Raw genomic sequence first — 24,418 nt, 5'->3', positions numbered from 1 at the left:
ACTCATTTTAGGATCAAAACTCGCTTGGTTTAGCGTATTATAGCGCTATAAATCAGTTAGGTTGCCGTATGACACTCAAACAGTTAAAAGCTTTTTTAGTTCTTGCTCGGACATTGAATTATGCCAATGCCGCCAATGAACTTTGCCTAAGTCAATCTGCTTTAAGCTTAAGTATCAAAAGTTTAGAGGATGAGTTGGGTGGCAAGCTGTTTAAGCGCAATACCCGCCGTGTGGATCTTACTGCTGAGGGAAATTCGTTGATTCCATTTGCTAAAAAACTTTTGGCAAATTGGGAAGACATGGAAAGAGATGTCAAACAGCGTTTTAAATTACATCGTGGCACATTAAATATTGCCTCGATGCCTTTCGCAACACATGCAGTTTTACCTGCTGTACTGCATGAATTTAATAAGAATCATCCCAATATCAATTTTTCAATCCATGATATTCCCAATGAAAAAATTATTGAAAAAGTCCAAGAGGGCATTTTTGAAATTGGGATTTGTTTTGAACCGCAACACAATGATCAATTAATTTTTAAGCCATTTTTCAATGAAGATTTTTTAGCACTACTTCCCAAGGATCATGAGTTGGCGCAGCGTAAAAGTGTGACATGGCGTGAGCTGTATGCTTATCCTTTTATCACTTTACAGAAACCTTCGATCATTCGACACGTGGTGGAAGAGAAATGTTCACAAAATAATATGATCTTAGATTTAAAACTTGAGTGTCATCAGATTAGTTCATTGTCGCATTTTGTGGCTTTTGGTATGGGGGTCAGTGCGATTCCACGTCATTTTCAAAATTATATCGATAAAGAAAATAATGTCTTGGTTGAAATTGAAGAGGGCAATGTCAATCTTTCGGTTGGGATCATTTATAAAAAAGATTTTGAACTTTCTAATATTTCTTCGCAATTTATTGAAACGATATTGGCACACCAGTTTTAAAAAGAATGTTAGCCCATCATAAAGTCCACTATTTCAGGATCAAATCAGATTAATGAGTTTTACTCATTAGACATTTGAAAGAATCAATTTCTAAAATAATTTGCTCGATGTTAATAATAATAATTCTAAAGGACATAGAGTTAAAACGATGAACAAAGTTGTCGCGAATGCACATGAAGCTTTGGCTGATGTGGTTGCAAACAACCAGACTTTTGCAGTGGGTGGTTTTGGATTATGTGGTATTCCAGAAGCATTGATTGATGCCTTAAAAGAAATTGGTGTAACGGGTCTAACTTGTATTTCTAACAATGCAGGTGTGGATGATTTTGGTCTAGGCAAGCTTTTACAAACCAAACAAATTAAAAAAATGATTTCATCCTATGTCGGTGAAAACAAAGAATTTGAACGTCAATATTTAAATGGTGAACTTGAAGTTGAGTTGACACCTCAAGGCACCTTGGCTGAAAAGTTACGTGCAGGTGGTGCTGGCATTCCAGCGTTCTTTACCCAAACAGGTGTTGGGACATTGATTGCCGAAGGCAAAGAAGTCCGCGAATTTGATGGTAAAGATTACATACTCGAACAAGCATTGGTTGCAGATATTGCTTTGGTAAAAGCCTATAAGGCAGATAAAGCTGGCAACTTAATTTTTCGTAAGACTGCACGAAACTTTAACCCAGAGTGTGCAATGGCTGGCAAATTGACCATTGTCGAAGTTGAAGAAATTGTTGAAATTGGTGAGTTAGATCCAGATTCAATTCATTTACCGGGAATTTATGTAAGTCGTATTGTTTTAAATGCGCAGCCTGAAAAACGAATTGAACAATTGACATTGAAGACGGAGATTTAATCATGGCTTGGACGCGTAATGAAATGGCTGAACGTGCAGCGCAAGAGCTTGAAGATGGCTTTTATGTCAATCTAGGCATTGGCTTACCTACCTTGGTTGCAAACTATATTCCTGACAATATCAATGTCTGGCTTCAATCTGAAAATGGCTTATTGGGGATTGATGAATTTCCAACACAAGCTACTGTCGATGCAGATTTAATTAATGCGGGTAAACAAACCGTAACTGCACGTAAGGGTGCTGCATTTTTCTCTAGTGCTGAATCTTTTGCCATGATTCGTGGTGGTAAGGTCAATATTGCCATTTTAGGATCAATGGAAGTATCCGAAAAGGGAGATTTAGCCAACTGGATGATCCCTGGGAAAAAAGTAAAAGGTATGGGCGGTGCAATGGATTTGGTTGCTGGTGTTCAAAAAGTCGTGGTGTTGATGGAACACTGTGCTAAAGATGGTAGTCCTAAAATTGTCGCTGAATGTTCATTACCGCTTACTGGAAGACTGGTTGTAAACCGTATAATTACGGATCTAGGGGTGATGGATATCACTCCCCAAGGTGTTGAGTTGATTGAATTGGCCAAAGATGTAAGCCTAGAACAAATTCAGGCGGCAACCGGGGTAGAACTGATCACCTCAAATCTCGCTGTGGCTTGATTGTGACAAAGCGAGCTTAAAATTCTAATTTAACCAGCCAAGTTTAAATGCTAAGTCGCTTTGGCGGCTTAGACATGTTATCAATGGATATGCTATTTTCAAAAATACCCGCTTCAAAAGTATACGCATTTAAAATACAAGGTGAACTCGAATGGAAAAGATTGTCATCGTCGCTGCTCGTCGTACTGCAATGGGAAGTTTTCAAGGCAGTCTTGCAAGTTTATCTGCACCGGATTTGGGTGCAGTCGTCATTGAAAAAGTTGTTGAACAAGCCAATGTGCCTGTTGCTGATATTGATGAAGTGATTATGGGCTGTGTATTACCTGCGGGTTTAAAACAAGGTCCAGCACGTCAAGCGATGCGAAAAGCGGGTTTACCAGATCATGTTGGCGCAACCACAATCAATAAAGTCTGTGGTTCTGGGATGAAAGCTGCAATGCAAGCCAGCGATGCCATTAAAGCAGGAAGTGCCAAAATTATTGTCGTCGGTGGTATGGAGTCTATGACCAATGCACCGTATTTATTACCTAAAGCACGTTCAGGTTCTCGGATGGGGCATGGTCAAGTGATTGATCATATGTTTCTTGATGGTTTGGAAGATGCGGGTACAGGGCGTGCAATGGGAAGTTTTGCACAGGAAATGGCGGATAAAAAGGGCTATAGCCGTGAGCAAATGGATGAGTTTGCAATTCGCTCACTGACGCGTGCAAAAAAAGCAATTGCAGAAGGTTATTTTAAAGACGAAATCACGCCTGTTAAAGTGGCGTTACGTCAGGGTGAGATCACTGTAGATGTGGACGAAAATCCTGAAAATGCCAAGATTGATAAAATCCCAAGCTTAAAACCTGCATTTGCTAAAGACGGTACGATTACTGCTGCAAACTCTAGTTCAATCAGTGATGGTGCATCTGCACTACTGATCACGTCGGCGTCAGAAGCACAAAAGCGTGGTTTAACTGTATTGGCCGAAATCAAAGGCTATACAACCAATTCCCAGCATCCTGAAGAGTTTACCATTGCACCTGTGGGAGCGATTGAAAAACTACTGAAAAATGTTGGTTGGTCCGTAGACGATGTTGATCTTTGGGAAATTAACGAAGCTTTTGCCATGGTCACTATGGCTGCAATTGATGCATTTAAACTTGATCCTGAAAAAGTCAATATTAATGGTGGCGCTTGTGCACTCGGGCATCCACTGGGTTCATCAGGTTCACGAATCATTGTGACCTTGATCCATGCTTTAAAACGCTTAGGTAAAACTAAAGGGATCGCAACACTTTGTATTGGTGGTGGTGAAGCTACAGCACTTGCAGTTGAATTAAGCGCATAATTTATTGTTTATCGTAATAAATAGCTAAATAGTTTGTGATCCAAAATTAAAAAAGCCGGTCGTTTCAATACTGCCGGCTTTTTGCTGTTCTTTGTCATGTGAGTTTATGTATAGTCAACTTGTCAAAAAACTCAAACCCAAGAAATTAATATTTTTAATTAAATCAAAAATATGGCGAGATAAATTGTTTGATTATGAAAAGTTTGCAATGCCCCACCTTACATTCAAAGTTTCAATACCTTTGTGTAGGCGATGCCTGACTTTTCGTAGAGGATGCCAAACCTTGCGCTGCAAACAAAGCCGTGCTTTGTTTTTGCTCATGTTGGGCGGGGGGACGTCCTGTACCCCCGTATTCCCACACAAGGGGCGACATCCATGTCGCCCCACGGTAGGACAACCATTTCTGATTCAAAAGCACAAGGTTTTATTATCAAATCTTACCATTTATGACTATAAGTCACTTTCAATGTTGCACCTGACGCCAGCAGATGGCTGGTGTTATTACTGGTACGGAGAAGTTGGCTGTATAAAGGATAGTATTTACGGTTAAACATATTTTCTAAGCCAATCGTAACGGTATCTTTTTTGTTGAGGGCAAAACTACTGATTAAATCTGCAGTGGTATATGACTTCACATCATAACGACCAAAACTGTTGAGACCGTTTAAGCGATAATCTTCTGAAGCAAAATATGTCGCTTGTAAACGATTTGTCCATGTGTCTGTTGGGCTATAAGAAATGTATCCTGTTACTTTTAAAGGTGGAATACGGTAACCCGTCATGTCTTGTTCTTTATTGGTGTTCTGTGGCGTTTCACGGCCTTTCATCCATGTAACACTTCCTCCAGTTCCCCATACTTTTGCATCATCAAGATAATCAAGAGTCGCTTCTACACCAGTCACTTTTTCTTTGGTACGCGTCAGTATCAAGCCATTGTTAAAGGATTGAACACCACCCAGATCTGAAGTTGACTGAAACACCGCTAAGCTTGAGCTAAAATTATTAAAATGACCATTCCAACCGAGCTCGTAATTATCCACCTTAACGGGTTCAAGGAATGATGATGCTAAGTTAAATCCTGCTGTTGCATTACGGATTACAACCCCTACATCGGGCAATTGAAAACCTTGATTAAAAGATGCGTAAATTGAGTGCTGATCTGTTGGCTTAAAGGTGATATTGGCATTATATAACCATGCATCCGCCGTCACTTTACCACCCCTAACGGTATAAGGCTTTGGTTTACCTAATTGTGATAATGGAACAAAGCTATCAATTTTTGCATAACTGTCTTCATAACGCGTACCAACTTCAGCAGACCATTGCTCATTAAAATTATGTTTTAATTGCGCAAAACCACCGATGCTTTGGGTGGTTAATTCAGGTAAATAGATCAGTTTTCCATTTTTAACAAATTCTAAACCACCAGATTGGTCATAAATTGTAGGATCAAACGTATCTAGAGGCATTTCGCTTTTTTCACGGCTAAAATCGCCACCCCAAACAATTGAAGTATCACCTAAAAATTCTAGTGGGGTGTTTACGGTTAGGCGACTGCCAAGTACATTATTATTTTGATAAACCTGATCGACTTGCCCACCACGTGTACTGACTTTACGCGCATCAAATGGCGAGAAGCGAGTAAAAAAGTCTCGGTAATAGATTTGCGCGTCAACTTTGCTGCCAAATAAATCTTTATTGTTATAGGTTAAATTGTAGATTTGATTTTCATTTTTATTCTGGTCTTTTAATTTAAGCCCTTTGATTGCTTTTGCAGGTACGCTACCGGCAGGAAGTTTTGCTACACTTGGGTCAGAGGCATAGTCAGAGTCTTGTTCAGCGTTATAGTAATTTGCTGCAAATTGCAGGTATTGGTTATCATCAATGTGATAGCCAAGTTTACCGCCTACGCTATATGCATCCGCATCAAATAAATCACCTTGACTTGGTTCTGGTGCAACACGATCGCCTCGGGCATCGTATGGACTACCAATACGTTGATAGCCAAAATCAAATGCATAGTCAAAGTTATTTAAGCTTCCAGAAAAATATTGATGAATATCTCCACTTAAAGCATCTGTACGAAAGTTGGTCAAACCGCTTTGTAGCCCAATCACAGTTTTTGCAGTCGGTTCACCGCCCGCTGCTTTGGTGGTGATTGAAATCGTTCCGCCAGCAGCACCACTTCCATAAATCGCATTACTGCCACGAATGACTTCTATCCCCGTAATACTTTGAGGGTCGATTGATGAAAGACCTCTTGATGTATCACGTGTCAAATTCATGGGTACGCCGTCAACCAAGATCAAGGCATTACGTCCGCGTAAAGTTTGCCCATAATCGGTAATTGTACGACTTGAATCAGATAAGCCAGGCACAACTTTGGCTAAAACAGTGGCGATATTTCCAGAAGACGCATTTTTTAGAAATTCAATTTGTTTTTCATCTAATTTGGTCACTTGTTTTGCAGAAGAGGAGAATTCATCTGAGCGTGATGCGCTGACAGTAATGGTTGGAAGCACCGCAGCTTTGTTTTCTGTATCTGTAGCCTCTGTGGGTGAAATAGCAAAAGAGGATTGTGATAAAAAGATGAACCCACCAATTGATATAAGTGGAATGATTTTTTTTACATCAGACTTCTTATTAAAAATTTTGTTGCTTTTCATCTTGTTTCCTTTTATCTCACCCTGAGATTGCTTTAAATTGACGAAAGTATAATTGAGAATGATTGTAATTCACAGAAACTACTGAATACAGAATAAAGCACTTATATTTAGTTTAAATTTATAATGATTTGCTTTCATAAATCTTTTTTTACTCGGCTTGTATCATTTCTTTCAATTGATCCTAGCGAATTGCTTTTTTGTTTTTAGTAATTTGTTTCTAGCTCTATTCAGGAACGAGAAGAAAGTATTAAGAGGGCAAACTTTCTATTTGTTAAAAATTATAAAATAATCGTGATTTATATCACGCTTAATCAAGATAAATTTATCTGATCCTGTCTTTCATTGATCAGCATTTTAGGAAATTTAAGGTTGAATTTTATAGTCTGAGTGATTTGATTAGACTTTACTGTGTGAGAAAAATGAAGAGTTGTTAAGTGGGAGTAATTTTTTATTATTGAATGTAAATAATAATAGTTATCATTTGTATTTGTAATTAAGCATGGATATTCTCCGTAGGTACTTATCCCCCCACAGAGTAATCCTGATGAGATCAATCACAAATAAAATTGCCTTGCAGCATTTAGTGAACTCATATTTACAAGAAACAGGTCATGGTCGTTTTCTCTCTTTAACAGAACAATCTCCTCATTTAACAGACAGAGGCAAGGGTAAAGTTTTACTCAGTATCCCTTTGCACGCAATCAATGGGTTTCTTTATGCACCGATTGAATATTTCAGTCAGGTGGGGCGACACCGTTTTGCTGACTTGCCGTGGGTCGAGCGAGAAGATCAGTATCTGGCACTCAGCCCTGTAAGTATTGCGGCAAATCTACTGGAAAATTTAATTGAACAATCCAAAGCTCAGCAACTTGATGCATCTTCATTGCTGGAATGTTGGATTCAGAGTCACAGGGCACTACAGCAATTTCTCAGTCATCGTGAACCAGATTTTGATCAGATTATAGCAAAACAACAAAATTTTATTCAGAGTGAACAGGCATTGGTACTTGGTCATAGCATGCATCCTTCACCAAAAAGCCGTCAGGGTTTTGTACAGGATGACTGGAAGATTTTTTCACCTGAAACACAGAATACCTTCAAAATGCAATTTTTATATGTGCACCCAGAACATATTGCTTCGGACAATGCGCATAAAATTGATATTCCCACACAGTTTAAACATGATTTAGAGCCATATTTCAATGCGTATCACCGAGCAAAAATAGCCCAGTTTCCTGACTATGCCTTGTTACCTTTACATCCATGGCAGGCACGTTATTTAAAGGACAAGGACTGGTATCAACAGCTTTTACATGAAGAAAAATTGATTGATTTTGGCGCCCTAGGCTGGGATGTCAAAGCAACAACTTCAGTACGTACGCTGTACAGTGAGCAATCACCTTGGATGTTCAAGGCATCCATGACTGTGGCTGTGACTAATTCAGTTCGGGTCAATCTGTATAAGGAATGCCACCGTGGTTTGTTGAGTTATCAGCTGTGGCATGATGATTGTCTAAGTGAATTCAGGCAGAGAAATCCGAACCTTCAGGCTTTGAGTGATCCTGCTTGGATTGCATTGAAATTTGATGGTCAGGTACTGGATGAAACCATCTGTATTCTGCGTGAAAATCCATTTAAGGTCAGTGATGATGTGACTTGTATTGCTTCATTGTGTCAGGATCATCCTGTATTGGCAAAAAATCGTTTCAGTGAAATTTTTGCAGATATTTCAAAACAAACAGGTCAGTCTCAGTCACAAGTTGCCTTGCTATGGTTTGATCGTTTCCTGGAAATGACCATTCTGCCATTGATGGAGTTGTATCATGAATATGGAATGGCTTTTGAAGCACACCAACAGAATACCTTGATTGAACTGGAACAGGGTATGCCTAAAACAGTATGGTTTAGGGATAATCAAGGGTTTTACTATATCCGTGAGCTTGCCACAGAAATTTTGAAACATTATCCGACACTGGCAACAGATGGTCAGGCAGTATGCCCATTGTCATTGGTGGATGAACGTTTCCGTTATTACTTTATTGGTAATACCTTATTTGGTCTGATTAATGCCATAGGTATGACTGGCGCCGTTCAGGAGCAACAATTAATTGAAATGCTGCAATCCTACTTGTTGCAGGCCTATCAGAAATATCCTGAAAGCAATTTATTAAAGACTGTTTTGCATCATGAAACTTTCCCCTATAAAGGCAATATGATGACACGTCTGTATGAACTGGATGAGTTGCAAGCTGATATTTCTCAGCAATCAATCTATGTCGATTTAAAAAATCCACTCTATGTTAGACAAGTTATTGAGGAGGCCGACTATGCTTGATTTCATCGGTGTTGGTCTGGGGCCCTTTAATTTAAGTCTTGCTGCGTTGCTGAATCAGCATGCTTCATTGAAGTATTGTTTCTTTGAAAAACGCGAAAATTTTGATTGGCACGCAGGATTACAGCTACCAGGTGCGATGTTGCAGGTCCCTTTTATGGCTGATTTGGTCAGTCTGGTTGAGCCGACAAGCCCTTATAGTTTTCTGAACTATTTAAAGGCACAGCAACGTCTCTATAAGTTTTACTTCCGTGAGAATTTGTATATTCCACGCAAAGAATATAACCATTATTGCCAGTGGGTCGTACAGCAGTTGCATGATCTACACTTTGGTCAGCGGGTGGTGGACGTTGCTCCAATCTCTGGAGGTTTTCAGGTGATTGCTGAACAGCGTGGACGATTGTCCATTCATCAGACCCGTAAACTGGTATTGGGGGTGGGAACGGTGCCGCGATTACCCAAACCATTACAAACCATTTCAGAACAGACCGCCTCTTGTCTGCACTCTTCCAGCTATCTACAGCAGTGTACCGATAATCTGTCTGGCAATGTGGTACTGATTGGCTCTGGTCAGTCTGCGGCGGAAATTTTTATTGATTTATTTGATCAGCAGATTTCATCAGAAACAGGTAAGCCCCGATTCCATTTGTATTGGTTGACCCGCTCCGCAGGTTTTTCACCCATGGAAAATACACCATTGGGTCTGGAAAGCTTTAGTCCAGATTACATGCGTTATTTCTACCATTTACCAGAAGCTCTCAAGGATACTCTGCCAACTGCACAAGCCCATTTGTATAAGGGTATCAGTAGCAGAACCATTCAGGAAATCTATGAGCGCCTTTATCACCGTAGTATTGGACAAGCGGATACCTGTGTGACTATTGCTGGCAACTATCAGTTGGAGAATGCACAGTTACATGGTCCGAATAATATCCAACTTGAATTTTTACAGACTCAGCAGCAGCAGATGTTGAAACTCCGGGCTAGTACAGTGATTGCAGCAACGGGTTATCAATATCCTGCACAGACGTTCCTGAATAAGCTAAATGACGGGATTGTATTAGATACCCAGCAACGCTGGAAAATTAGTGAGCATCATCAACTGCAATATCAAGGGGATGGTGAGATCTATATTCAAAATACCAGTCTACAACACCATGGCGTAGGTACCCCTGATCTGGGATTGGGCGCATTTCGTTCCGCACGGATCGCCAATCAGATTCTGAAAGAAAACTATTTTGATGTAGACGGAAAACAAGGCTTTCAGGATTTTCAGCTAGGTAGTCAGGCCTTGACGACTGAATTCCAAATAAATAATTCCCGAACAAATACAGTCATGCCGCGTCCCTCTGGGAAAACCGATGATCAGTATTTAAAAGTCATGAGCAAATAACACAGGGGACAGGAGATGGCTGAACAGCCACAACCACTGTTGCAGACAGAAAATCCTGCATCTTCAGGGTTACAACGTTGGGTGATGATCTGTGTGATGCTGGGGACTGGCACCGTCAGTATAAATAACAGTAGTTTTAACCCCGCTATTCCTCAGTTGATGCATGATTTTCAGATCAATGAAACAGCCGTCAGTTGGGTGATGGTTATTTTTCTGCTGAGTATGAGCCTGAGTCTATTGCTCACAGGTTATTTGAGTCAGCGATTTGGTAAACGTCAGGTATATCTGACTGCGTTGACAGTCTTTGGTTTGAGCTCGCTGTATGGTGCTTTTGCAGGGCATTTTGAAACTGTACTGCTGGTTCGTGCCTTACAAGGCTTTTCAAGTGGATTGATGATCCCATTGTCTCTGGGAATTATATTTATGGTAACTCCGCGTGCGCAGCGGGGTACTGCTACAGGGCTATGGGGTGCCATGATTATGCTGACTTTGGCATGTGGACCCATGCTGGGTGCACTGGTTTTGGTATGGTGGAACTGGCAGGTGTTATTTTTATTGAATGTTCCGCTAACCATCTGTGCATTGGTGATGGGGTTGCGTTGGTTGCCGTCACAGCAGACGAATATGAGATTGTTAGGTTTTGACTGGAGTGGTTTTGTACTGCTTGCTGTGGGTATTGTGGCGTTACTGCTCAGTTTGAGTGGTATCCAGCAGTTGAGTGACATCCAAAGACCTGAGTTTCTGCTGTTGTTCAGTACAGGCATTGCGGCATGTTGTGGCTTTATTTGGTTTAGTCGTAATAAGCCCAATGCCTTAATTGACTGGCAACTGTTTACCAGTAGTGGTTTTAACTACAGTGTCATTATTTCAGTTGTGCATACCATCGGACTGTTCATTACCTTACTCCTGATCCCACTACTGTTACAGAATACTTTAAAACTCAGTCCAGTGTGGACAGGGCTGATCCTGATGAGCAGTGCATTGACCACCAGTCTATGTAGTCAATGGGCGGGTAAATATCTCGATCAACATGGTGCCCGACAATTAATCTGTTTTGGTCTTCTGTTGACTGTTGCTGCATTTGCTGGTCTGGCATTGATTCCTGGTACACATGTTATATCCCTGATGTTTTGTATGATCTTGCATGGGTTGGGATTTGGTTTGTCCTATATGCCAGCGACAACAGCTGGGTTAAATAGTCTGGAAGATCAGGAACTGGTGACTCAGGGAGCAGCTGTTAATAACTTACTGCGCCGGATCTGCGCTGCAATTGCTGTTGTGATTGCAGCACTATATCTGCAAATTCGTACACACAATATTTCATATTCACCTGAACTCGCAATTGCTCAAATTCATGCAATACGGGAACTGTTTTTGATCTGTGCAGGAGTGATGCTGTTGGCATTACCCGCTGCATGGAAGTTTCCGAGTCAGAAGCAAGCGGACGTTTTGGTTCAAAATCAATAAAGGTAAAAATAATGGGCAATTTACATCCAGCACTTTCCACGGCCACACATTCTGTGAATACAAGCACTTTGGCTTGGCAAGAGCCTGATCAAGTCACAATGCAGAAAGTTGAACAGCGTGTGATCAAACAATTGCTACAGGCACTGATTTATGAAGAGGTGATTCCAGCCCAATTTGAGGATGGTGTTTTTTATATAGATGTGATCAATTCACAAGGGCAGTCGGTTCGTTACGTGGCTGCAGGACAGCGACATCTCAGTTTTGGACTGGTACGCATGACTGCTTCAGATGTTATCCGTGAAGATCATCAGGGACAGAAAACGGTTGCACAGTTGAATTTAGTGATTGATGAGATCGTCAGAAGTATTCCACAGGCAGCCCAGATTGATGGTTTTATCAGTGAATTGAAGCGAACTTTTATTCATGATGTGCAGTCTCAACATTGCCAGAATGAGTATGCATTACCAGCAGCACAATATAGTTATGATGTGCTGGAAACCTATCTGATGGATGGCCACCCCTATCATCCTTGTTATAAATCTCGAGTTGGTTTTAATCTGCAGGATAATCTGAAATATGGGGTTGAATATGCACAACCTATTCATCTGGTGTGGATTGCAGTACATCAGTCCATATTTTCCCATAACGCATCCAGTCATTTAAATGCGGATGATTTCCTGCAGCAGCAGTTGACTGAACAGGATCAGCAAGAGTTTGCAAAGGTTTTGGATCAGCAAAAAAATGCAGATGAGTATATTTGGTTACCCGTTCATCCATGGCAATGGGAAAATACTATTGTGCATGTGTTCTTTAAGGAAATTGCTGAGCAGAAGATTGTTTATCTGGGACGAGGGGAATATGCCTATATTGCTCAGCAGTCACTGAGAACACTGACCAATTTACAACATCCTGAAAAGCCTTATATCAAAATGTCTATGAGTCTGACAAATACCTCAAGTTCACGGATATTGGCAACGCATACCGCAATGAATGGGCCGCTAATTACAGATTGGCTACAGGGTTTAAAAAAGAACAGTGAAATTGCCCAAAAATTGGATTTTGATATTCTTGGTGAAGTACATGCCTCAGCAGTGGATTTCACGCGTCTGCCTGCATCACATGCCAAACAGGCATATGGAACTATTGCCAGTCTGTGGCGTGAAAGTGTGCAGCAGTATCTAAAATCTGGTGAAGACGCGATTCCTTTGAATGGAATTGGTCATGTCCAGCAGGATGGGAAGTTACTGATCGCACCTTGGCTGGATCAGTATGGTGTGGATGCATGGGTTGGGCAATTGCTGTCTGTGGTCATTCAGCCAATTCTATATTTACTCTTTGCTGAAGGAATTGGAACTGAATCGCATGGGCAGAATATCATTTTGGTTCATCGTAATGGCTGGCCAGTACGGATCATTTTAAAGGATTTTCATGATGGGGTACGCTTTAGTCCTGATCATCTGACCCATCCAGAAGCTTTTCCGACCTTGCATGCATTACCTGCGGAACATGCGAAAGCCAATCGCATGTCATTTATCCTCACGGATGATTTAAATGCAGTACGGGATTTTAGTTGCGCTTGTCTATTCTTTGTTGCGTTGAGTGATATCGCCATGACACTACAACAGCAGCTTGACTTTAGTGAACAGGTCTTCTGGCAAAAAGCAGCAGATATTATTCATGATTTTCAGCAGCAATATCCTGAACATCAGTCACGCTATGCGGTGTTTGATGTCTTTGCAGAGCAATATTGTATTGAATCGCTGACCCGCCGCCGCTTATTCGGTGATGGTGATGTACAGATGCGTTATGTCAATAACCCTCTGTTCCATTTCCGTCAGCCTGTTTAGGGGGATAAACGAATGAATACCATGGTATTTTCACCTGCTGTTTCAGGGCAGGAGATATTGATGGATTTGGTCAATAGCCTACTTGCTGAGCAATATATTTCAGAATCGGAGATCCTGACAAAGGATCAGGCTCAACGACTATGCAGACAAAGATTTCAGCATGGCTTTGAATCACTTTTCGACAGTTATACAGTTGGGGAGTGTTTTGCAGTTTTATTTAATTCTGCACAGACTGAGTGTTTGATTCTACCGCTGAAACAGGGTTTGAAACAGCGTTGGCAGATGCATGTTGGAGCATCGATCTATAAGCTTAGCATGGACGAAGCACAGGGTTATCATGTTCAGAAATTAAGTGCATTGCAGTTATTTGACTTCATGCAGCAATTACACTGCTTCAACTCTGCTGATGCATCAAAACTGGCAGATTTTCGTGCAGATTTAAAACAGGCAATGTTGCATGCAGAATTGTCTCAGCAACATCAGTTGTCCTCCTCAGAGTGGTTAACGCAGCATCCCGCAGACTTATTTATACAGCTGGAGCAGTATGCCGCTTTGCGAGATCGCCCTTATCATCCGTTGGCCAAGTTAAAGGACGGTTTTAGTTCCGATGAATATCAGTATTTCAGTCCTGAATTTGCTCAGGATATGAATGTTCACTGGGTTGCAGTAAATAGAGAAAAGTTGGTCTATGGGAAGGATGTTACTGAGATCAGCAGGCAGCAACCTGCTCGTATTTTTCTGAACGCGGAACAGTTCCTGATGTTGAAACAGGAGTGTGATGAAAAAGCGCTGGGGGATGGTTATTTGGCGATTCCCTTACATGCGTGGCAGTTCAAGCATGTGCTGTCTGACAAATTTTCTGAAGAGTTGCAACATAAGGACATTATCCCCTTAGCGTTTCAGTCCAGCGGCTGGTACGCCAGTTCGTCACTAAGAAGCCTTCTTTCAGCGTCACAGCCACAGGATAGTCTAAAATTACCACTTGCAGTTAAGTCTTTGGGTTCATTGCGTTTTTTACCGATTGTCAAAATGATCAATGGGCAAAAAAATCAGCAACTGTTACAGCTCGCTAAGCAAAAAGATGAGGTATTGAAAAGACGTCTGTGGTTATGCGATGAAAATCAATGGTGGGCTTATCTTCCGGAGCAGCAGGATAATTTAACGCCAGATAATTTAATGCTGTTCAATGAACGTCCGATGCATCTCGCAGCACAGCGCCGAAGGATTCCTGCTGAGTTGTTACAAGCACCTTATCAGATTATTCCTATGGCTAGCTTAGGGCAACTGATGGATGGGCAGGGATGTGTATTTGATCTGATTCTAAAATGGCAGAATTTAACTGTTACACCACAGCATATCTGCAATATTTTTGCTGCATTATGCCGTGATTTCTTTGAGGTAAATTTGCGCCTGTTCCGTCTTGGTCTGATGGGCGAAATTCATGGTCAGAATATCTGTATTGTACTGGAACATGGGCAGTTCGCTGGTTTCATGCTCCGCGACCATGATTCTGTCCGTATTTATCAGCCATGGATGCAGCAGCAGGGCTTGCCTGATCCTGAGTACCTGAGTCCACATGATTTTCGTATTACGTTGTACCACGACAGCGTGGAAAGTTTGATTCTCTATCTACAGACACTCGGTATACAGGTCAATCTGGCCAGTATCTTGGAAACTGTTGCAGAGTTCTATCAGATTGACTCGGCGGATTTATGGCGTGTATTGGCTCAGCAGTTACAGCAAGCACTGGATGATGTGCCATTTACGGATACGGCCCGAGCTGAATTAAAGCATATCCTATTTGATAGTGAGTTGTGGCCATATAAGCAACTGATCCGCCCACTACTTGAACAAGATAATAGGGTGGGAAGTATGCCAAGCAGTATGGGAACTGTGCCGAATGTATTCAGGAGTGTTGTTTAATTTCATGAATAGAGAAAACTCAGGTGTGCAGTCAAAGATTGCAGTATTGAATATTGGGTCTGATTTTAAAATGACAAAATCTGATATATCAGTACTTAGGCAGTTGCTGGCTGAACGCCTGAATATTCAATTTGATGTACTACCTGTAGAGGGTCAGCAGATACTGAGTTTTACTGATCTGCTAAATCCCTCTGCATGTTTGATAGCATTAAATGATTTTGGTTCTCGCGTGGATGCAGTGAATTTAACCTGCGCTACATCCATGTTCATTAAATACTGGGCTGTCCCTCTGTTATTCCCATATTTTTACGCACTGACTTCTGAGGATATTGATTTGCCATGGGACTTATCCTGTATTTCCACAGGATTGCCTCCTGACTGGTATTGGGACAGAACACTGCATCTGATTAATCTGCCCCAATTACAGCATGGCGTCAGTAGAAAACAGCAATCTTTTGAAGGATATGTGCGATTCATACTGGATGACCTGAAAAAGTTATTTGATGTCCTTGCCCGTACAGGGAAAGTACAGAAATTTTTGTTGTGGGAAAATACTGCATTACGAATTCTGCAATTTTACGACATGCTGAACAGAAAAGGGGGTAACCAAGCTTTACTTAGCCGTATCCAGTATCAACGGCAGTTTTTGATAGATTTGCCTGCAGCTGATCTGGGCCTAAAACAAAACCCATTTTATTTACTGGATCAGAGTCGGCAGCAATCGTCCACGACCTATCAACGTAAAAAATGCTGCTTTTATTTTCAGTTACCTGAAGCACAGAAAGAATATTGTGCAAGCTGTCCATTACTGAGACAGGATGAACACAGAGGTCAATACTCATGCAAGAGCAGTTAAATAATTTAATCCAGAGTTATGCAGATATTGCCAGCTCAACCATTGGTCATGTACTGGACCAAGGGCATTTACCACAGATTCATGCGATTAACCAGATTGGGCATGCTGTGGGTCGGGTGCGTACGGCTACAGTGCATTCAGTCAATGGTATGGCACTGCGTCAGGCTTTGCTGAACAGTCAGCCGGGTGATGTACTGGTCATTGATGCACGTCAGCTGGAACATCGTGCCTGCTGGGGAGAACAGCGACATCGCGCTGCCATATATCATCAGCTTGCCGCTGTAATCATATTGGGTGCAGTAACGGATGTAACTGCTTTAAGAAACATGAAGGTCCCCGTTTTTGCTTCATCGGTCAGTTGTCTGACTACACGTCAGCAGGGAGAGTGTGTGGTGGAGTTTGACCAGCAAATACAGATGGGAGATACCTGTATTTCCTCTGGCGACTTAATGGTGGGAGATGCCGATGGTGTGTTTATTTTGAGTCCAGATATTGCCCGTCATCATCTCGAGCAGTTTCAGCAAATGGAAATCCAAGAACGGCAGAAACGGGACCAGTTTTTCAGCGAACATTCAGCACAGGATTATTATCACTTTACTGCATCTGCATGAAATTGAATTGAGTAAATATTTATGATGACATTATCTTCACAGCTGTTGGATGAGTTCCATTACGAGGAAAGAGGAATAGCTTATGGATTAAGGGCTGTGCAACTTCCGCAGGATTTTCCATTATTGTATAAATGGATGCATGAACCTCATGTGATTCCGCAGTGGCAGCTGAATAAACCAGAGCTTGAACTGGCCGTTTATTTTGAAAAGATGATTTGTGATGATCATCAGCGTTTATTTATTATTACGATTGAACATACAGATGTCGGTTATCTTGAGATATATGAAGCCAAGCGCGATCGACTGGCACTTTATTATGATGCTGATGACTCTGATCTGGGCTGGCATATTTTACTCGGTGAAAAACATGTGCTTGGGCAAGGACATTTCAGAGCTGTTATGCGCATGATGAGTTATTTTATCTTTGAAAATTCAGCTGCCAGTAAAATTGTGGGTGAGCCGGATGAAAATGTAAAATCTTATGCCTATATTGCAGAAGATATTGCTTACCAAGCGCAGAAAAAAATAAAGATGTTGGAAAAAACAGCAGTTCTATATCATTGTTATCGAAATGAATTTTACTCACGCTGTGGACGTTATCGGCAAGGTGATGGACTAAATGAAACAGAAATAAGAGTACAGTAAAATATAATAAATCAACAACTTAATTGTTTTTTATCTCGAATATGCCAGAACCGGTTTGATATACACCATCGGAATATTATGTTTTACATCAGTAATAATAATGATTATTATTAGCGCTAAAATTCAGGCCTACAACTGAGGAAACAGGATGCGCCTTTCCCAATTCAGCTTATGTGTTTTATCTATTGCAATCAGTAGTCAGTTATATGCACAGGATGAAACCTCGAATAATCAGACACCAGTTAGCAATGCTCAACAACAGGAATCTGTCCAGAAATTGCCACAGATCGTTATTACAGCAACACGATCAGAAAAAAGCATTGCAGATATTGCAGGGACTGTACAGAACATTAGCGGAGCAGAGGTACAAAAACAGGCTGGGGCAGGGCGAAAAGTAGCAGATGTTCTTGCTCAACTGGTTCCTTCACTGGCGCCGTCTAGTGGTACTGGAAGTAATTATGGCCAGACCATGCGAGGCAGAACGGTACTGGTGATGATTGATGGTGTATCTCAGACGGGATCGCGTGATCCTGCGCGCCAATTGAACAGTATTAGTCCGGGGATGATTGAAAGGATTGAGGTTATTTCTGGGGCAACCAGTATCTATGGTTCTGGCGCAACGGGTGGGATTATTAATATCATTACCAAACGTGCTGACAAATCGAAACCACTGAGTTTTGAGACGAAATTAGGGATAACCTCTGCTGATAATTTCCGAGGAGATGGCCTGGCTTATGAAGCGGGTCAGAGCGTTTCTTTCAGCAATGATAAAATGGATGGTTTTCTTGGTGCGAACTATACCAGTCGAGGATCATTATTTGATGCGAATGGGGATCGAATCGCAACTGAACCCAATCAGACCAGCCGTAATGATACAGATACACTAGATATAAATGGGCGCCTGAATTTTAATTTGACTGACACACAAAGCTTGAGTTTTGGTGCGCAGTATTATAAGGATAAGCAAGATACTCGTTATCTACCTGATTATGGACCGAACTATACCATTGCTAAAGGGCCACAGTCTGAACGAGCAATCAAGGGACTGGAATTAAGTAATCAGCCATTTACGGATCGTTATGCCTTTAATACCCAATATCAAAATCAGGATGTATGGGGGCAGACGGTAAATTTGGAAGCCTATTATAGAAATGAAAAAGGACGTTTTTTCCCAGTTTATGCTGGTGGCGCGACGGTAAATCAATCGCAATATACGGTTGATGTGGCAGGAATGCGGTCTACAGTTCAGTCTGATTTTAAGCTTGCAGCGCGTGATCTTAATCTGACCTATGGTCTGGATTATGACCGAGAAAAAGATACTCAGCATTATGACGTATTGTCTGTCAGCAATAACGGTATGGTTTACAAGGATACTGGTAGAAGATTAGATGCTGGTCCAGATACTGTCATTCAAAATATCGGTGCTTTTTTACAGGCAGATTATCAATTAACGGATCGCTTTAATCTACAAGCGGGAACGCGCTATCAATATATCAAGGCAGATACAGACGCTTATACACCTTCTAGACAAACACAAAGCGTAGCGAGTGATTCAACAAATGCTGACAAGTTTTTGTTTAATTTAGGCGCAGTTTATAAACTTACTGATAATCAGCAATTATTTGCCAATTTTTCTCAAGGATTTAGTTATCCAGATGTATTACGGATGTTGCGTGATGTCTCAATTCTGACCGTTTCAACTGCGAATATAGAACCACTAACCGTCAATAGTTATGAACTGGGTTGGCGTCTGCAAGATGATCAAAAACTTGATTTAGGAATTACTGGCTTTTATAACACATCTGATAAAGTCATTCAGTTCAATGCGGACCGTTCAGTCAATATTGCTGATACTGATCAGCGTGTTTACGGTGCTGAAATGACTGCGGCATATCCAATTCTGGATGATTTTAAAATTGGTGGTACATTGGCTTACACCCGTGGACAATATAAGGATGCGGCTGGTAATTGGCGTGAGTTAAATGCTTATCAGGTATCTCCAACTAAGGGAACTATTTTTGGTGAGTGGAATAGTGATGATGGTTATGGATTCCGTGTACAGATGCTTGCTGTAAAAGGAACTGACAAAGCATTTGAAGATGATAAGGTTGCAGTGAACAGTGATAAGGTGGTTCCAAACCGTGCTGCAAAAATAAAGGGTTATGCGATTATGGATACCCTAGTGAATTTCCCTGCGTATAAGGGGCGGGTGGATTTTGGAATTTATAACGTGTGGAATAAAGACTATCGCACGGTGTATAGCCAGCAGTCAGAAATTACCTTTTCCCCTGTGTCTAGTATGCGGGCACAAGGGCGGACCTTTGGTTTGAGTTATACTTTTAATTATTAATTAATGTTAGCTAAAAGCTGGTGCTGAGTGTTTAATTCTCACTTATCACCAGCTTTTTTATTATTTATATATAGTTAAACCGCCTAATTATTCATACAAGTGATTTGCATCAAGTCCTTGATCATAAATGAAGCTTATGTTTTATATGAACTTTTAGAAACTGTTGATTATCGATTCATTTTTGTACTTTTGAATCCTAGATGGTTATCCTACCGTGGGGCGACAGGGATGTCGCCGTTGGGCGGGGGTACAGGACGTACCCCTCGCCAAACAAAAGATTTTTGTCATCTTTTCATCTCTGAAAAGTGAGGCATCGCCTACGCAAAGGTATTTAAACTTTGAATATAAGGTGTGGCATTGCAAAATTTTTATAATCAAACAATTTATTTTTTCCATATAATTGATTTAATTGAAAAATATTAATTAAGAGAAATTATATTTTTGTGTCTGAGTTTTTGACAGGTTGATTATAAAAAAGATCCTTAACTAAAGATAAGTATCAAGTGTCGTCAAAAATTTAAAACAATAGAATGGATAAGCTATTTAGCGGATTTTTTAGCCATGTTTGTAGAGGTCTATTCTATTTGAGTTGTCGTTGCACAATTTAAAATGAATAAAAATTCAATGAGTACATGTTGTATCGCCCTAATTTTGGTTCAAAGCTGTTTAGTTTCCCCATACTGTTTAAAACGCATTATGTGAATTGACCGAATCGAAATAAAAATAGTCAAACATCAGCTCAGTGTAATAATCGTGTTTTAAGCAAGGGCGTATTTTTAAATAAATATTTGATAAAACAATGAGAAATTTTTATCTTTTATATGAGTTATAATAAAAATAGATGCATTTCTGCTTAAATATTAAGCGCAATGTAGACAGGTCTGTATAGACAAAGCCCTAAATTTTTTAGTACAATTGATCACAATTTAGAATTAAATAATAACGCATGTCTAACAATATTTACGCTGCTTTGGAGCAGCTTGGATTATCAGCACAAAAACGTGCGATTCACGTACAATTTTCTAATTCGGCGTTGAGCCAGCAAGTGTTCCTACAACGCATTGATGGAACACATCAAATCAATGAGGGTGTTCGACTTCAACTCATCTGTCTTGCAACGTCAGCAACTATCCCTTTAAAAAGCTTTATTGGAACTCAAGCTGCAATTGATATCGTCACAGATAAATCCGAATTAACCCGTATTTCAGGGATTGTGACCCAAGCCGATATTGGCGCATCTGATGGTTCTCTTACCATCTATCGTTTGACTGTAGAAGACCCAACAGCACTTTGGAAACACCGTAGAAACTCTCGAGTATTTATGAATAAGTCGGTTGTGGATGTGATCCAAACCGTGTTCCAAGAATGGGCACAACGCAGCCCACTGTTTGCCTCAAGTCTGAGTCTAGATAAGAGTGGCTTAAGCAAAGACTATGATGTGCGCCCATTCATTATGCAGGCATCTGAAAGTGACTTTGACTTCCTGACCCGTTTGATGAGAAGTGAAGGGATTAACTGGCTGATCGATGAAGCACAACTTAAAGTGTCGAGCTCAACAGAACAAATTCAAGCACAAAAGCTCCGTTTAATTGATGACAACTCGCAATTTAGTGCCTTAGAACGCCGCAATATTCGCTTCCATAGAAGCAGCGCTGTAGAAAAAACTGATTCAATCACCAATTTTATTGGTCAGCGTTCCATTCAACCGACTTCGGTGCATATCCAGCGTTGGCAAGCCGATGTATTGGATATTGATGAAGGCGCTGGCAGTGTCCAAAGTAAACACAGCCATAGTGAAAATTATGACAATGCCAGTCTAGCTTTAGAACAAGCATGGCACTTTAGCCCTGCATGGATTCAAGACTTGAATGGCGAAGATGGCGCAACGCCATCGGGCAACAGTCAGATTGAAAAGTTTAATCAAAACCTCAGCAACTACTACGATTCACAAGCCAAACAATTTACAGCAACGTCAACAGTGCGCGATGCACATGTTGGTTATTGGTTTGAACTAAATGAACACCCTGAGATAGATCAACACTCAGGTGCAGACAAAGAGTTTTTAATCACGGCTAAAAGCTTTTATAACCAAAATAACTTACCTAAAGACCTCACCGATCAAGTCACCGCTTTAGTTCAACAAAGCAATTGGCAAGCCACCCAAATCACCAGCAACACGAGTGATGAACGTCAAGCCAGTAATTTAACCATTCAACGTCGTAACATCAGCACGGTTCCAGCTTATAACCCATTACAACACCGACCGATGGCATCACCACAACGGGCCAAAGTAGTGGGGCCAAGCGGAGAAGAAATCCATGTTGATGAATGGGGGCGTATTAAAGTTCGCTTCCTGTTTAGCCGTAATGAAGACAACACCCATGATGGCGGTGCGGGTTCTAATGACAATGACACAGATTCCGCTTGGGTCGATGTCCTGACCCCATGGGCAGGTGAAGGCTATGGGGCGCGATTCTTACCGAGAATCGGTGAAATTGTTGTTATTGATTTCTTTGATGGCAACATTGACCGTCCATTTGTGGTTGGGCGCATCCATGAAGCACAACGTCATCCAAGTAAGTTTGATGACAAAGGCAAACTGCCTGACACCAAGAAACTGGCAGGAATCAAAAGTCGAGAGTATCAAGGCAGTGGTTACAATCAACTGAGGTTTGACGATACTACTGGCCAAATCAGCAGCCAATTACAGAGTAGTCATGCCGCCAGCCAACTCAACTTGGGCAAACTGAGTCATCCTAAAGACAAAGCAGAAAGTGATGATCGTGGTGAAGGCTTTGAGCTGAGAACTGACCAATGGGGAGCAGTTCGGGCAGGGCAAGGTTTACTACTTTCGACCTATAAACAAGACCAAGCCAAAGGTGATCACCTTGATTCAGAGTTTGCCAAAAAGCAACTTGAAGGCAGTCAGACCAACAGTAAAGCTTTAAGCGATATTGCCAAGAATCAAAAGACGGATGAAATAGAATCGATTGAGCAACTCAAAGCTTTTGCCGAAGAAATTGAAAAAGATGTTGCCAAGTATAAAAAAGCCATCATGTTACTCAGTTCTGTTGATGGGATTGCCTTAAGTACCCCTGAAGATATCCATCTTTCAGCCACAGGCATCATTAACCATACTGCGGGCGATAGTATTAACCTCAGTACCCAAAAGAATCTTTTGGGGCAAGCTTTAGGCAAAGTGAGCCTATTTGCTGCACAAGGTGGCATTAAAGCCATTGCAGCGCAAAGTAAAGTTGAAATTCAAGCGCAGTCAGATGCTTTAGATGTATTTGCTAAACTGGGGATTACCATCTCATCTACAGAAGATCGGATAGAAATCAGTAGTCCAAAAGAAGTGTTGATTACAGGTGGCTCATCGCAGATTGCCCTAAATGGTTCAGGGATTTTCCCCAAAACAGGCGGTAAGTTTGAGGTCAATGCTGGGCAGCACACATTTAAGCCGGGTGCCAGTGTCAGTAAATCAGCACAACTGCCCCCATCGAATCCGCTTAAAGGCGCGCTCGACTTATTAAAAAGCTATGGTGGACAAGACTTCTTTAAACAAACCGGCTTTAAAGTAATTGACTCATTTGGCAAGCAAGTGTCTGGCAAGCTGGATGGCAATGGTTTTGCCCAAGTGACAGGTATTGCACCTGGCCCTGCCAAAGTTGAATTTGAAACTGATCCACGGAGTGCATGGGATAAAGCAAGTCATTTTAACCGTGATTATACTTGGTCAGAAGAAGTGGTCAGTGGTGCCACAAGTTTTGCACAAAATACATTAAATTCAGTGGGACAAAATATGATGTCCCAACTCAAAAACAATTTATTCACTTTGAATGCTGACTCATTGAAAGATATGGGCAAAAACGCTTTAAAAGACTTAGGCACACAAAGCTTGGGACAATTTAAAGAACAATTTACTCAAAGTGCATTAGGTTCCGTCTCTTCAGCATTGAATTTAAATTTATCTCCGTCACAGATGATGAATGTGGGCCAGATGATTGCTAATCCAAGTCAATCCCTACAAAACATTAAAGATCAAGGCATCGATTTCTTTAAAGACCAAGCCTCAGCATTGTTTGCTCAACAGACCAGCGGTTTAGTTTCTAATATAACTGCTGGAACAGGATTTGGGTCGTCACTGGGGCAAGGTTTTGTTGCAGAGTCATTTGGCGCTGCTCAAAATGGGTTAGATGCCCCAGTGAAAGTGGTGGATGATTTTATTAAAAAAGATGAATATTTCTCTCGCTTCTTAACCTATAGCATTACCACTCGAAAAGGCGATGCATCAGTACCTACGATCCCACAAAATATTCCTCAACAAGTCAGTCAGCCTGCGCCAATTTTGACTCAACAGACTCCACAAGCGACAGCACCTGTCGAAGTGAGAAAACCGCAGTCGATTTATGATATGGATAAGGATGTGGTACGGATGGATCTGGAAGAGTCTCGTTATGTCACCAAACAAGTGACTGTGCGGAAAACGGCTGCTGAACCACCAGATGTATATAACGCGCGAAATAAATAATTGAACATTTTTTGAGT

15 protein-coding genes are annotated in these 24,418 nt (G+C 41.1%); 14 read left to right on the top strand and 1 reads right to left on the bottom strand.

Translation table 11 applies throughout. From position 1 onward, the window contains the following. The first annotated feature begins 68 nt into the window (after nucleotides 1-68). The 4 genes from CQZ96_RS05725 (at nucleotide 69) to CQZ96_RS05710 (ending at nucleotide 3,780) form a co-directional block, all read left to right on the top strand. Entirely contained in the window at nucleotides 69-950 is an 882-nt protein-coding gene (locus CQZ96_RS05725; protein ID WP_004721435.1) for a LysR family transcriptional regulator, read from the top strand. 148 nt (nucleotides 951-1,098) lie between these two features. Then, nucleotides 1,099-1,800 carry a CoA transferase subunit A gene (locus tag CQZ96_RS05720; protein WP_004721433.1) on the top strand — a complete coding sequence of 234 codons (702 nt, stop codon included), beginning with the start codon at nucleotides 1,099-1,101 and terminating at the stop codon, nucleotides 1,798-1,800. Nucleotides 1,801-1,802: 2 nt separating this feature from the next. Further along, entirely contained in the window at nucleotides 1,803-2,450 is a 648-nt protein-coding gene (locus CQZ96_RS05715) for a 3-oxoacid CoA-transferase subunit B (RefSeq protein ID WP_004721431.1), read from the top strand. Nucleotides 2,451-2,601: 151 nt separating this feature from the next. Then, complete coding sequence (locus tag CQZ96_RS05710) at nucleotides 2,602-3,780, top strand: thiolase family protein (RefSeq protein ID WP_105712986.1); 1,179 nt, start codon at nucleotides 2,602-2,604, stop codon at nucleotides 3,778-3,780. A 437-nt stretch (nucleotides 3,781-4,217) separates the two neighbouring features. Here CQZ96_RS05710 and CQZ96_RS05705 read toward each other — a convergent pair whose 3' ends face one another. Next, a complete protein-coding gene (locus tag CQZ96_RS05705; protein WP_105712985.1) occupies nucleotides 4,218-6,446 on the bottom strand; it encodes a TonB-dependent receptor in 2,229 nt (742 codons plus the stop codon). Nucleotides 6,447-6,990: 544 nt separating this feature from the next. Between CQZ96_RS05705 and CQZ96_RS05700 the strand changes: the two genes are divergently transcribed. The 10 genes from CQZ96_RS05700 to CQZ96_RS05655 all read left to right on the top strand — a co-directional run bounded on the left by CQZ96_RS05700 (nucleotide 6,991) and on the right by CQZ96_RS05655 (nucleotide 24,401). Beyond that, on the top strand, nucleotides 6,991-8,781 hold the full coding sequence (locus CQZ96_RS05700) for an IucA/IucC family protein (protein ID WP_105712984.1): 1,791 nt from the start codon (nucleotides 6,991-6,993) through the stop codon (nucleotides 8,779-8,781). Beyond that, the gene (locus CQZ96_RS05695) at nucleotides 8,774-10,171 is read left to right on the top strand and encodes a lysine N(6)-hydroxylase/L-ornithine N(5)-oxygenase family protein (RefSeq protein ID WP_105712983.1); all 1,398 of its coding nucleotides are present in this window, start codon (nucleotides 8,774-8,776) and stop codon (nucleotides 10,169-10,171) included. The genes CQZ96_RS05700 and CQZ96_RS05695 overlap by 8 nt, the downstream gene beginning before the upstream one ends. Nucleotides 10,172-10,186: 15 nt before the next feature. Continuing rightward, on the top strand, nucleotides 10,187-11,638 hold the full coding sequence (locus tag CQZ96_RS05690; RefSeq protein WP_105712982.1) for a DHA2 family efflux MFS transporter permease subunit: 1,452 nt from the start codon (nucleotides 10,187-10,189) through the stop codon (nucleotides 11,636-11,638). A gap of 11 nt (nucleotides 11,639-11,649) precedes the next feature. Then, nucleotides 11,650-13,485 (top strand): IucA/IucC family protein, encoded by a 1,836-nt coding sequence (locus tag CQZ96_RS05685; RefSeq protein WP_004721417.1) that lies wholly within the window; start codon nucleotides 11,650-11,652, stop codon nucleotides 13,483-13,485. Nucleotides 13,486-13,497: 12 nt separating this feature from the next. Then, a complete protein-coding gene (locus tag CQZ96_RS05680) occupies nucleotides 13,498-15,408 on the top strand; it encodes an IucA/IucC family protein (RefSeq protein ID WP_016539716.1) in 1,911 nt (636 codons plus the stop codon). Then, the gene (locus CQZ96_RS05675) at nucleotides 15,386-16,264 is read left to right on the top strand and encodes a (2Fe-2S)-binding protein (protein WP_105712981.1); all 879 of its coding nucleotides are present in this window, start codon (nucleotides 15,386-15,388) and stop codon (nucleotides 16,262-16,264) included. The genes CQZ96_RS05680 and CQZ96_RS05675 overlap by 23 nt, the downstream gene beginning before the upstream one ends. Then, entirely contained in the window at nucleotides 16,249-16,875 is a 627-nt protein-coding gene (locus CQZ96_RS05670) for an RraA family protein (protein ID WP_105712980.1), read from the top strand. Before CQZ96_RS05675 ends, CQZ96_RS05670 begins: the two co-directional genes overlap by 16 nt. Before the next feature lie 21 nt (nucleotides 16,876-16,896). Next, nucleotides 16,897-17,520: a GNAT family N-acetyltransferase gene (locus tag CQZ96_RS05665; protein WP_105712979.1), complete on the top strand. Its 624-nt coding sequence runs from the start codon at nucleotides 16,897-16,899 to the stop codon at nucleotides 17,518-17,520. A 148-nt stretch (nucleotides 17,521-17,668) separates the two neighbouring features. Continuing rightward, complete coding sequence (locus CQZ96_RS05660; protein ID WP_105712978.1) at nucleotides 17,669-19,870, top strand: TonB-dependent receptor; 2,202 nt, start codon at nucleotides 17,669-17,671, stop codon at nucleotides 19,868-19,870. Nucleotides 19,871-20,816: 946 nt separating this feature from the next. Next, on the top strand, nucleotides 20,817-24,401 hold the full coding sequence (locus CQZ96_RS05655; RefSeq protein WP_105712976.1) for a type VI secretion system Vgr family protein: 3,585 nt from the start codon (nucleotides 20,817-20,819) through the stop codon (nucleotides 24,399-24,401). Nucleotides 24,402-24,418: the final 17 nt, after the last annotated feature.

Origin of the sequence: Acinetobacter sp. MYb10, from assembly GCF_002980175.2 — a bacterium.
Classification (GTDB): domain Bacteria; phylum Pseudomonadota; class Gammaproteobacteria; order Pseudomonadales; family Moraxellaceae; genus Acinetobacter; species Acinetobacter guillouiae.
Note: the sequence above shows the minus strand (reverse complement) of the source record. Positions and strands in the feature narration are given on the sequence as shown.

Excerpts from the sequence above, each read along its gene's own strand:
- CQZ96_RS05705 (WP_105712985.1), bottom strand. The coding sequence starts at position 6,446 with ATGAAAAGCAACAAAATTTTTAATAAGAAGTCTGATGTAAAAAAAATC.
- CQZ96_RS05660 (WP_105712978.1), top strand. The coding sequence starts at position 17,669 with ATGCGCCTTTCCCAATTCAGCTTATGTGTTTTATCTATTGCAATCAGT.
- CQZ96_RS05665 (WP_105712979.1), top strand. The coding sequence starts at position 16,897 with ATGATGACATTATCTTCACAGCTGTTGGATGAGTTCCATTACGAGGAA.
- CQZ96_RS05710 (WP_105712986.1), top strand. The coding sequence starts at position 2,602 with ATGGAAAAGATTGTCATCGTCGCTGCTCGTCGTACTGCAATGGGAAGT.
- CQZ96_RS05675 (WP_105712981.1), top strand. The coding sequence starts at position 15,386 with ATGTATTCAGGAGTGTTGTTTAATTTCATGAATAGAGAAAACTCAGGT.
- CQZ96_RS05690 (WP_105712982.1), top strand. The coding sequence starts at position 10,187 with ATGGCTGAACAGCCACAACCACTGTTGCAGACAGAAAATCCTGCATCT.
- CQZ96_RS05715 (WP_004721431.1), top strand. The coding sequence starts at position 1,803 with ATGGCTTGGACGCGTAATGAAATGGCTGAACGTGCAGCGCAAGAGCTT.
- CQZ96_RS05720 (WP_004721433.1), top strand. The coding sequence starts at position 1,099 with ATGAACAAAGTTGTCGCGAATGCACATGAAGCTTTGGCTGATGTGGTT.
- CQZ96_RS05700 (WP_105712984.1), top strand. The coding sequence starts at position 6,991 with ATGAGATCAATCACAAATAAAATTGCCTTGCAGCATTTAGTGAACTCA.
- CQZ96_RS05725 (WP_004721435.1), top strand. The coding sequence starts at position 69 with ATGACACTCAAACAGTTAAAAGCTTTTTTAGTTCTTGCTCGGACATTG.
- CQZ96_RS05695 (WP_105712983.1), top strand. The coding sequence starts at position 8,774 with ATGCTTGATTTCATCGGTGTTGGTCTGGGGCCCTTTAATTTAAGTCTT.
- CQZ96_RS05670 (WP_105712980.1), top strand. The coding sequence starts at position 16,249 with ATGCAAGAGCAGTTAAATAATTTAATCCAGAGTTATGCAGATATTGCC.
- CQZ96_RS05680 (WP_016539716.1), top strand. The coding sequence starts at position 13,498 with ATGAATACCATGGTATTTTCACCTGCTGTTTCAGGGCAGGAGATATTG.
- CQZ96_RS05655 (WP_105712976.1), top strand. The coding sequence starts at position 20,817 with ATGTCTAACAATATTTACGCTGCTTTGGAGCAGCTTGGATTATCAGCA.
- CQZ96_RS05685 (WP_004721417.1), top strand. The coding sequence starts at position 11,650 with ATGGGCAATTTACATCCAGCACTTTCCACGGCCACACATTCTGTGAAT.